This window comes from uncultured Pluralibacter sp. (genome assembly GCF_913775985.1).
Taxonomy (GTDB): Bacteria; Pseudomonadota; Gammaproteobacteria; order Enterobacterales; family Enterobacteriaceae; genus Pluralibacter.
On sequence record NZ_CAJYMB010000037.1, the window covers coordinates 1 to 8,638 of the forward strand.

The window sequence follows — 8,638 nt, forward strand, 5'->3', positions numbered from 1 at the left end:
CGTCTGATTGATGATGTACGGCGCTCACCGGGCAGTTAAACAGCTGGGCGCAGCCCGCTTCGCGGCTGAGGTCGATCCAGGCTTTGATTGCCAGCTCGCTTTTCAATACGCCGGAGGCGGGTTCAAACAGCGCGGTGTAATTTTCAGGCAGGCGTATCTCCGGCCAGCGGGCCATCGCCTGCGCGGCGGTCATTTTTTCGATATCAAGATCGAACTGGCGGGCGCTCTGCTCGACGTTGGCGAGAAAAACAGAATCGACCGGCCCGAGGTTCACCACGCCGGTGCGGGCAAAAATTTCCTCATTGCTCAGGGCTGCCAGCTCGTCCCACAGCGTCTGGGCGCGCAGCACCAGCGGCACGTACTTTTCGCCTTCGCCGTAGGCGTGGCGAATAAGTCGCGTGTCGCCGTGGTGGCTGCCTTCGGTATGCGGCGGGTGGTGGGCATCAATCATCAGCACCGACAGCCCGGCGCGGGTGGCATAAAATCCGGCAGCGGCGCCGACAGAGCCGCTGCCGATAATAATAAGATCGTAATTCATGTAGGTCTCTCAGGGCATTTATTTTGGCGTAGGGTAAATCATCCGGCTATCGCAGTGATATTTCAAGCGCTCGGCCGCGAGTTGTTGATTGTCGTGCAGTTGTTACTGCGGACAGAGGCTGCCAGTATCGGAATTGACGAGTGGGCTGTAAAGTTGCAGGTGGCCTCGGATATTTCCCGCAGCAGCCATTATTTTAAAGATAATTCTTAAGCGAGCCACAAATAAACAGGGCATCCGAAGATGCCCTTAATCGTCATTAAATGTAAGATTTAATGTCTGCGATACTCATTTTGCTCGACATCACCGGATTCAATTTTAGCGATGCCCGCTTCCAGAATAGAAATAAACTGGCGAGCGACGTCGGTGGTCAGCCATAGCGTCTGGCCAATCTCAGCTTCGTTGTTGCTTGCTATTGTGGGGTTCTGGTAGTGCAGACGCAGCATGAGTGCGTCATAACTGTCGACGGTGCTGATATCCCATCCGACCAGGGGATGGGTCTGAATGACTTCATTATTCTTTTCCATCATGACCCCTTATTTGTGTATTTAAGACAACGGTTCGAGGTTCAATGCGCGTTTTTTTCTGAAGCAGAACAATTATACCAACAACTCGGGAAATATTCGATATTTTAAATTAAACGCGGAATATTTCGCCATCGGCATCGCTAATGCTGGCTAATAATTGCTCAGGCTGATGGCTGTGTTTAGGAGGTGGCAGTCTTGCAATGAGGTGAAGGATGAAAATGCAGCAAAAAAAGCCGGGGCGACCCGGCAAAAAACTACAGAATGGTGGAGCAGAAATCTAGTCGGCGTTGAACCAGTCGTCGGCGCTTTCCCAGGTTTCTTGCAGGATTTCGCTAACGCGCTGTTTGTCGTCTTTATCGGCGCCGTAGACGGTGAGGCTGTTGGAGGAGGTATAGCGCACCGAAACCCGGCCATTGCGATCCGGAAATTCATCGTCGATGCGGCGGGAGAGTTCGTGAGTCAGGGCATCAATGGCCCCGGCGGGCAGGACGGTCGTTTTGGCAATAGTCACTTCGATACGCATAGACGGCTCCCTGAATAATTTACTGTTTATATATACAGTATATGCATGTTGCTGACAACAGGGAGCCGATCTTTTTTTAGCGTTTAAGCGTCCATCCTACCGTTTCACCGGCGAGGAACGGGATCAGCGTATCGTCCGGCAGGGCGATGCTTTCTACCACGTGCTCCTCCTGACGCTCCAGCTCGATAAAGTCTTCATTGACCGGCAGGCCGTAGAAGCGCGGCCCGTTCAGCGAACAAAACGCTTCAAAATGCGCGAGTGCATTCATCTCTTCGAAAACGGTAGCGTAGCTTGCCAGCGCCGTCGGGGCATTAAAGCAGCCGGCGCAGCCGCAGCTGGCCTCTTTACGATGGCGGGCGTGCGGTGCCGAGTCGGTTCCGAGGAATACTCGTTCAAAGCCGCTGGCCACCAGCTCGCGCAGAGCGTGCTGGTGTACGTTGCGCTTGAGGATCGGCAGGCAGTACAGGTGCGGGCGAATGCCGCCCACCAGCATGTGGTTGCGGTTAAACATCAGGTGCTGCGGAGTAATGGTCGCGCCCAGCAGTGCGTCGCCGTCGCGCACATATTCCGCCGCATCTTTTGTGGTGATGTGTTCGAGCACGATTTTGAGCCCCGGCAGCTTCCGGCGCAGCGGAATCAGCACCGTTTCGATAAAGCGCGCTTCGCGATCAAAAATATCAATATCGGCGTGGGTCACCTCCCCGTGGATCAGCAGCGGCATGCCGAGCTTCTCCATGCGCTCCAGCACCGGCATGATGGCATCGGTGCTGCTGACGCCGTGGCTGGAGTTGGTGGTGGCATTCGCCGGATAGAGTTTCGCGGCGGTAAATACCCCCTCGCGAAAACCGCGCTCCAGTTCGTCCGGGTCGAGCGTGTCCGTCAGATAGCAGGTCATCAGCGGCGTAAAGCGGTGGCCTGCCGGCACGGCATCAAGGATCCGCTGGCGATAGGCGACGGCGGCTTCCACGGTGGTAACTGGCGGAACCAGATTCGGCATCACGATCGCCCGTCCGTACACTTCGCTGGTATAGGGAACCACCACGTCGAGCATATCGCCATCGCGTAAATGAATGTGCCAGTCGTCGGGGCGGCGGATTTTCAGAATCTGAGAGGGTGCGGTCATGGAAGGCTCCGGCTAATTGAAAAGGGGGTCTTTTTGCCGGGCACTAAGAATAAGCGTAAACGTTTTCGTTTGCACTCTATTTGCGGAGGAAATTTACCGCCGGGCGGAGGAAGAGGGCGGGCGCCAGTGCGCCCGCCGGGGATCAATCAGTGAACGGAATGACAATTTCACCCGGCTTAACTTCAATTCCTTTAGCGAGCTTTTTCGCCAGCGCCTCGCCCTTACTGGCATCTTCGCGCAGAACGTAGGCCGGCCGCTGGCTGAAGTAGCTGCGCAGAGACTGGTTGAGATACGGCATCATGGTTTGCACCACCGACTGCATCTTCTGCGGCTGCACCTTCGCCTCAACCACTTCCATCTCCTGCAGGTAGATAGCGCCTTTTTCCTTATTGAACACCGGAAGGGCTTTCAGTTTCAGATCGATGGTCGCTTTCTGATTGCCAAACAGCGACGTCATATCGAGTTTGGCCGTACCGGTAAGCGTCACCTTGTTGGCTTCCTCGCGCCCGATAGCGCTGGAAAGATTATTTAAGACAATGTGGGCATCCGCGAGTCCGGGTACGCCAATATCTTTGGAGAAGTTATTGCGCTTTTCCAGCGCCTGATTAATTTCGTGCTCGCTAATGGTGTACTGCGTGAGCTGATTACATCCGGTCAGCGCGCTGCCGGCCAGCAGGGCGGCAGCAAACAACATCTTCTTCATGGGCTTCCTCAACATAAACTTCTGGCTCATCCTGACACAAAGCAGCATGCCGCGTCAGCACTCTGTCTGCCAGCAGAATTTGCTGAAACAGCGCCAAATCACGCTGGTAACAGGGATTCAGGGGCATTTCCCGCGAGCCTTGAACCCTGACTTTTGTTTAAAACGCGGGTCTGGCTACGTTTTTTGCATGAAATAGCGTGGCGGCACAGAAAAATCTGCTGCCTGAGTCCAACTTCAGGAAAGAGGCAGGTATAGTGGCCTCTCACCGCGAACAGAGAGCCCGGCGTAGACAGGAGAAAAAATGTTTGGCTATCGCAATAACGTGCCAAAAGCGCGCTTAACGACCGACAGACTGGTGGTGCGACTCGTCCACGACAGGGACGCGTGGCGGCTGGCGGACTATTACGCTGAGAATAAGCAGTTTTTAAAACCCTGGGAGCCGATCCGCGACGACAGCCACTGTTATCCGTCCGGCTGGCAGGCAAGACTGACGATGATCAACGAGTTTCACAAGCAGGGCTCGGCGTTCTATTTCGCGCTGCTCGACCCGGAAGAGACGACGATTATCGGCGTGGCAAATTTTTCCAACGTGGTGCGCGGCTCGTTCCACGCCTGCTATCTCGGCTACTCCATCGGCGAGAAGCATCAGGGGCAGGGGCTGATGTTTGAGGCCCTGAGCGCGGCCATTCGCTATATGCAGCGCACCCAGCGGATTCACCGGATTATGGCCAACTACATGCCCCACAACCAGCGCAGCGGCGGGCTGCTGGCGCGTCTGGGTTTTGAGAAAGAAGGTTACGCCAAAGATTATTTGCTGATAGACGGCCAGTGGCGGGATCACGTATTAACAGCGCTGACCACCCGCGAGTGGACGGCGGGTCGATAAGGAGAACACTCAAATGAAATATCAGTTATCCGCGCACGAAGCGCGCGTCATCGGTTGCCTGCTGGAGAAGCAGGTCACCACGCCGGAGCAGTATCCGCTGTCGCTCAATGCCATCACCCTGGCCTGTAATCAAAAAACCAACCGCGAGCCGGTGATGTCCCTGAGCGAGGGTGAAGTGCAGGATCTCCTCGACGAGCTGGTTAAGCGCCACTACCTGCGCACCGTCAGCGGTTTCGGCAATCGCGTCACCAAGTACGAACAGCGCTTTTGCAACTCGGAATTTGGCGATCTGCGCCTGACGCCTGCAGAAGTAGCGCTGGTGGCCACTCTGCTGCTGCGCGGGCCGCAAACCCCGGGTGAGCTGCGCAGCCGCGGCCAGCGCATGCACGAGTTTATCGATGCGGCAGAAGTTGACGCCGCGCTGGAACATCTGGCGAGCCGCGAGGACGGCCCGTTCGTGGCGCGCTTGCCGCGCGAGCCGGGCAAGCGAGAGCAGCGCTACATGCACCTGTTTAGCGGCAGCGTGGAATCGCTGATTACTGCGGTAGAAGCGGTAGTGCCTGCCTCCTCAGAAGCGCTCGGCGAGCGCGTTGCGGTGCTGGAAGATGAAGTTGCCGCCCTCAAAGCGCGGCTGGATTCCCTGCTGGCGCACCTCGGAGAGTAGTCGTGGAGAAAATGCTGCGTATCGGCGTGGTGGGCCTCGGCGCCATCGCGCAGAAAGCCTGGCTACCGGTGCTGGCCGCGGCGGACGGCTGGACGCTGCAGGCGGCGTGGTCCCCCGGGCGGGAAAAAGCGCAGCGGGTCTGCGCCAGCTGGCGTATTCCACTGGCGGATTCGCTGGCGCACCTCGCCGCGCAGTGCGACGCGGTATTCGTTCACTGCGCCACCGCGGCGCACTATGAGGTGGTGAGCGCGCTGCTCAATCTGGGCGTACACGTCTGCGTGGACAAGCCGCTCGCCGACAGCCTTAGCGATGCCGCGCGGCTGGTGGAGCTTGCAGAGAGGAAAAAGCTGACGCTGATGGTTGGCTTTAACCGCCGCTTTGCGCCGCTGTACCGCGAGCTTAAAACGCACGCGGGCGAACTTGCCTCGCTGCGGATGGACAAGCACCGCACCCACAGCGTCGGGCCGCAGGATCTGCGCTTTACCCTGCTGGATGACTATCTGCACGTGGTGGATACCGCGCTGTGGCTGGCGGGCGGTCAGGCAAAGATTTCCGGCGGCCTGCTGCAAATCACCGAACAGGGCGAAATGCTTTACGCCGAACACCAGTTCACCCTGCCGCAGGCCCGGATAACCACCAGCATGCACCGCCGCGCGGGCAGCCAGCTTGAGCGGGTGCAGGCTGTAACCGACGGCGCGCTGATTGCGGTGAGCGACATGCGCCAGTGGTGCGAAGAGCGCGGCGCGGGTGAGGTAACGCGACCCGTTCCGGGCTGGCAGAGCACGCTGGAGCAGCGCGGATTTGTCGGCTGCGCGCGCCACTTCATCCAGTGCATAGAGAATCAGACGGTGCCTGAAACCGCCGGCGAACAGGCGATCGCCGCCCAGCGCATCATCGACGCCCTGTGGCGCGAGGCAATGCGCGAATAGTCCGCCGGTGGCATTTATTGCTGAACCCGGTAGACTATCGCCACTTTCCAGCCGCCTGCTCCGCAGGCGCTTTTGTTCCAGGGTTGTGGAATCACACGTTAATGAATTTATTAAGATCGCTGGCGGCCGTCAGCTCGATGACTATGTTCTCACGCGTGCTGGGTTTTGCGCGCGACGCCATTGTGGCCCGCATTTTCGGCGCCGGAATGGCCACCGACGCCTTCTTTGTTGCCTTCAAATTGCCGAACCTCCTGCGCCGTATTTTTGCCGAAGGGGCGTTCTCTCAGGCCTTCGTGCCGATCCTTGCGGAGTACAAAAGCAAGCAGGGGGAAGACGCCACGCGGGTGTTTGTCTCCTACGTTTCCGGTCTGCTGACCCTGGCCCTGGCGCTGGTCACCGTGCTCGGTATTGCGGCAGCGCCGTGGGTTATCACCATCACCGCACCGGGCTTTGCCGACACGGCGGATAAATTTACCCTCACCACCCAGCTGCTGCGCATTACCTTTCCCTACATTCTGCTGATTTCGCTGGCCTCGCTGGCGGGGGCGATTCTCAATACCTGGAACCGTTTCTCGGTACCGGCCTTTGCCCCCACGCTGCTTAACGTCAGCATGATTGGCTTTGCCCTGTTTGCCGCGCCGTACTTCCATCCGCCGATCCTGGCGCTGGCGTGGGCGGTCACCGCGGGCGGCATCCTGCAGCTTTTTTACCAGCTGCCGCACCTGAAGAAGATCGGCATGCTGGTGCTGCCGCGCGTTAATTTCAAAGATGCGGGGGCGATGCGGGTAGTGAAGCAGATGGGCCCCGCCATCCTCGGCGTTTCCGTCAGCCAGGTCTCACTGATTATCAACACTATCTTCGCCTCGTTTCTCGTCTCCGGTTCGGTTTCGTGGATGTACTATGCCGACCGCCTGATGGAGTTTCCGTCCGGCGTGCTGGGCGTGGCGCTGGGTACCATTCTGCTGCCGTCCCTGTCAAAAAGCTTCGCCAGCGGCAACCACGACGAATACCAGCGCCTGATGGACTGGGGCCTGCGCCTGTGCTTCCTGCTGGCGCTGCCCAGCGCGGTCGCGCTGGGGATCCTTGCTAAACCGCTCACCGTTGCCCTGTTCCAGTACGGTAAATTTACCGCGTTCGATGCCGCCATGACCCAGCGGGCGCTGGTGGCGTACTCGGTTGGGCTGATGGGTCTGATTGTGGTGAAAGTGCTGGCGCCGGGCTTCTACTCCCGGCAGGACATTAAAACCCCGGTGAAAATCGCGATTGTCACCCTGATCCTGACCCAGGTGATGAACCTTGCTTTTATTGGGCCGCTTAAGCACGCCGGGCTGTCGCTCTCCATTGGCCTGGCGGCCTGCCTGAACGCCTCGCTGCTTTACTGGCAGCTGCGCAAGCAGAAAATTTTCACCCCGGCACCGGGCTGGGGCAAGTTCCTCACCCGACTGGTTGTCGCCGTGCTGGTGATGGCCGCGGCGCTGCTCGGCATGATGCACATTATGCCTGAGTGGTCCCAGGGCTCGATGCCGCTGCGCCTGCTGCGCCTGATGGCGGTAGTGATTGCCGGTATCGCAGCCTATTTTGCTACGCTAATGGTGCTGGGTTTTCGGATTAAAGAGTTTGCGCGCCGCACGGCGTAACAATGTGCGCCGGATGTTCAGTGCATCCGGCATAACCTTTCGAGGCTGATTATGAACACAGAAATACCGCTGAAATACTACGACATCGTCGACGAATACCAGACGGAAGCCGCCAAAGCGGTCGCTGAAACCGAGCGCGACGCGCTGGCCCTTTATTTTCAGCTGCTGGTGACGCGCCTGATGAATAATGAGGAAATCAGCGAAGCGGCGCAGCAGGAGATGGCCGTTGAGAGCAGTATCGATCCGCAGCGCATCGACGACATTGCCGAGTTTCTCAATCGCTGGGGTAATGAATAGCGGCCTGGTTTTGATGTGCAGACGAGCCTGCATTATCGCTATTGTTTATATCGGGTGCGTGCCGCGCCCGATACGCCTGCTTCGTAATATGCGGCAATATAAACCTAATCCGGTGCACAGAAATCATCTCTGGCCGCACCTTCTTAAACCGAAAACTTAATCCCGCCGCGCCCGCTGCCCGCGGTCATGCCGTCCTTGCCGTACAGCCCGGCCTCCTGATGCGGCCTGAGCACTGCCAGCGCCTGCTGGTTATACGCCATCTGACCTTCCAGCAGCCAGCCGCTATGCTGGTTCATCTCGCTGAGCGCCTGAACCTCTACCGCAATGTCCCGCCAGCGCGCGCGCGTAGCGTCGTCCGCGTCGTGCCATGCGGGCTGCCGCTGCTGCTCCAGCCAGGCCAGCGTCGCCAGCTGGGCGCTTTTCTCTTCGGTGGCCCGCTGCAGGCTGCTGCCGCTGACGCTGCCAGCAGAAAGCAGCCGCTGTTCGCTTTCCATTGCCGTGCGAAGGGCGCCAAGGCTCTGCGCCATTTTGTCCAGAATCTCGCTGACAGACGTCACGGCTTAGCGATCCTCAAGCCAGCGGCGGGTGTCGGCGATCAGCGAGTCGGCAATTTTACCGGCATCCATTTTCAGCTCGCCGCTGCGGATAGCCGCTTTCACCGCCTCGACGCGATCCATATTGATATCGCTGCTGCGCGGTTCCAGCAGGCTCGCTTTGGATTCGCTCAGGGTGACGCTGGTGCTGGTGGCCGCCGGCGCGCTGTTCTGGCGCGTTTTCTGCGTTTGCGCATCGGCGTCGTCGCGCGGCTGAACGG

The 8,638-nt window shown here is 58.6% G+C and carries 12 protein-coding genes; 5 read left to right on the top strand and 7 right to left on the bottom strand.

The window, feature by feature from the left end:
• The 5 genes from solA to QZ766_RS05060 form a co-directional block, all read right to left on the bottom strand.
• Positions 1-538, bottom strand: a 538-nt coding sequence (gene solA / locus QZ766_RS05040; RefSeq protein WP_297198176.1) for an N-methyl-L-tryptophan oxidase, incomplete at its 3' end; no start/stop codon positions are given.
• A gap of 269 nt (positions 539-807) precedes the next feature.
• Entirely contained in the window at positions 808-1,062 is a 255-nt protein-coding gene (gene bssS / locus QZ766_RS05045) for a biofilm formation regulator BssS (protein ID WP_297198178.1), read from the bottom strand.
• A 277-nt stretch (positions 1,063-1,339) separates the two neighbouring features.
• Positions 1,340-1,585, bottom strand: coding sequence for a DNA damage-inducible protein I (dinI, locus tag QZ766_RS05050; RefSeq protein ID WP_297198181.1), 246 nt, complete (start codon positions 1,583-1,585; stop codon positions 1,340-1,342).
• Positions 1,586-1,661: 76 nt separating this feature from the next.
• Complete coding sequence (pyrC, locus tag QZ766_RS05055; protein WP_297198184.1) at positions 1,662-2,708, bottom strand: dihydroorotase; 1,047 nt, start codon at positions 2,706-2,708, stop codon at positions 1,662-1,664.
• 142 nt (positions 2,709-2,850) lie between these two features.
• Positions 2,851-3,411, bottom strand: coding sequence for a lipoprotein (locus QZ766_RS05060; protein ID WP_297198187.1), 561 nt, complete (start codon positions 3,409-3,411; stop codon positions 2,851-2,853).
• 301 nt (positions 3,412-3,712) lie between these two features.
• Between QZ766_RS05060 and rimJ the strand changes: the two genes are divergently transcribed.
• From rimJ to QZ766_RS05085, 5 genes are all read left to right on the top strand, one after another.
• Positions 3,713-4,297: a ribosomal protein S5-alanine N-acetyltransferase gene (gene rimJ, locus QZ766_RS05065; RefSeq protein ID WP_297198192.1), complete on the top strand. Its 585-nt coding sequence runs from the start codon at positions 3,713-3,715 to the stop codon at positions 4,295-4,297.
• 13 nt (positions 4,298-4,310) lie between these two features.
• Complete coding sequence (locus QZ766_RS05070; RefSeq protein WP_297198194.1) at positions 4,311-4,961, top strand: YceH family protein; 651 nt, start codon at positions 4,311-4,313, stop codon at positions 4,959-4,961.
• Positions 4,962-4,975: 14 nt separating this feature from the next.
• Positions 4,976-5,890 carry a Gfo/Idh/MocA family oxidoreductase gene (locus QZ766_RS05075; RefSeq protein WP_297198207.1) on the top strand — a complete coding sequence of 305 codons (915 nt, stop codon included), beginning with the start codon at positions 4,976-4,978 and terminating at the stop codon, positions 5,888-5,890.
• A 101-nt stretch (positions 5,891-5,991) separates the two neighbouring features.
• On the top strand, positions 5,992-7,527 hold the full coding sequence (murJ, locus tag QZ766_RS05080) for a murein biosynthesis integral membrane protein MurJ (protein WP_297198197.1): 1,536 nt from the start codon (positions 5,992-5,994) through the stop codon (positions 7,525-7,527).
• A gap of 51 nt (positions 7,528-7,578) precedes the next feature.
• Positions 7,579-7,824, top strand: a complete 246-nt coding sequence (locus QZ766_RS05085; protein ID WP_297198199.1) for a DUF2543 family protein — start codon at positions 7,579-7,581, stop codon at positions 7,822-7,824.
• A 143-nt stretch (positions 7,825-7,967) separates the two neighbouring features.
• On the opposite strand, the gene flgN is transcribed toward QZ766_RS05085, so the two are convergent.
• Positions 7,968-8,381 carry a flagellar export chaperone FlgN gene (gene flgN / locus QZ766_RS05090; RefSeq protein ID WP_297198202.1) on the bottom strand — a complete coding sequence of 138 codons (414 nt, stop codon included), beginning with the start codon at positions 8,379-8,381 and terminating at the stop codon, positions 7,968-7,970.
• Positions 8,382-8,384: 3 nt separating this feature from the next.
• Positions 8,385-8,638 (bottom strand): flagellar biosynthesis anti-sigma factor FlgM (gene flgM / locus QZ766_RS05095; RefSeq protein ID WP_297198205.1); only part of this gene is annotated, 254 nt, incomplete at its 5' end.